This window comes from Noviherbaspirillum sp. ST9 (assembly GCF_048799745.1).
Taxonomy (GTDB): Bacteria; Pseudomonadota; Gammaproteobacteria; order Burkholderiales; family Burkholderiaceae_D; genus Noviherbaspirillum.
The window spans coordinates 1-573 of record NZ_JBLWFR010000160.1; the positions used below are offsets into that span (position 1 = coordinate 1).

Sequence of the window (573 nt, forward strand, 5' to 3'; positions counted from 1 at the left end):
GCTTAACACCAGAAAGAATATACATTTCGAAATCATTACCGAAAGTAAACACTCTTTTCTTTACTTCGATCCGGATATCATCACGACGATTTTGGAAAATTTACTGTCAAATGCTTTTAAATATACTCAAGCGGGAAGTATTTTGCTCGCTCTCAGATATGTTAGTGAGAACGGCATAGATTATACTGAAATAGAGGTTCGTGATACAGGTAGTGGCATCCCTGCCGATGCGATACCTAAAGTATTTGAAAGATATTATCAGGTTGGAAAAGACAAACATGTATCAGGAACGGGTATCGGACTGGCGCTGGTCCAAAACCTTGTTTCGATCCACGAAGGAGAGATATTTGTGGACAGTAAACTTGGTGAAGGTTCATCTTTCCGATTGAGGCTCAAAACCGGAAATACTTACTCAAATGCAATACACCTGGATGCTATACTTCCGGAGGAACATTTGGTAAACGATAAAGGAAAACCAGCTAACGGTAAATCCATTGTGCTGGTGGTTGAAGACAATCACGATATAAGAGACTATATTTTTCAGTCGCTGTCTGAGAGTTATCTTGTTTATAC

General features: G+C 39.3%; 1 protein-coding gene. It reads left to right on the top strand.

Annotation, left to right across the window (positions count from 1 at the left end; all coding sequences use genetic code 11):
- Nucleotides 1-573, top strand: a 573-nt coding sequence (locus ACNOHI_RS25300; RefSeq protein WP_420477485.1) for a sensor histidine kinase, incomplete at both ends; no start/stop codon positions are given.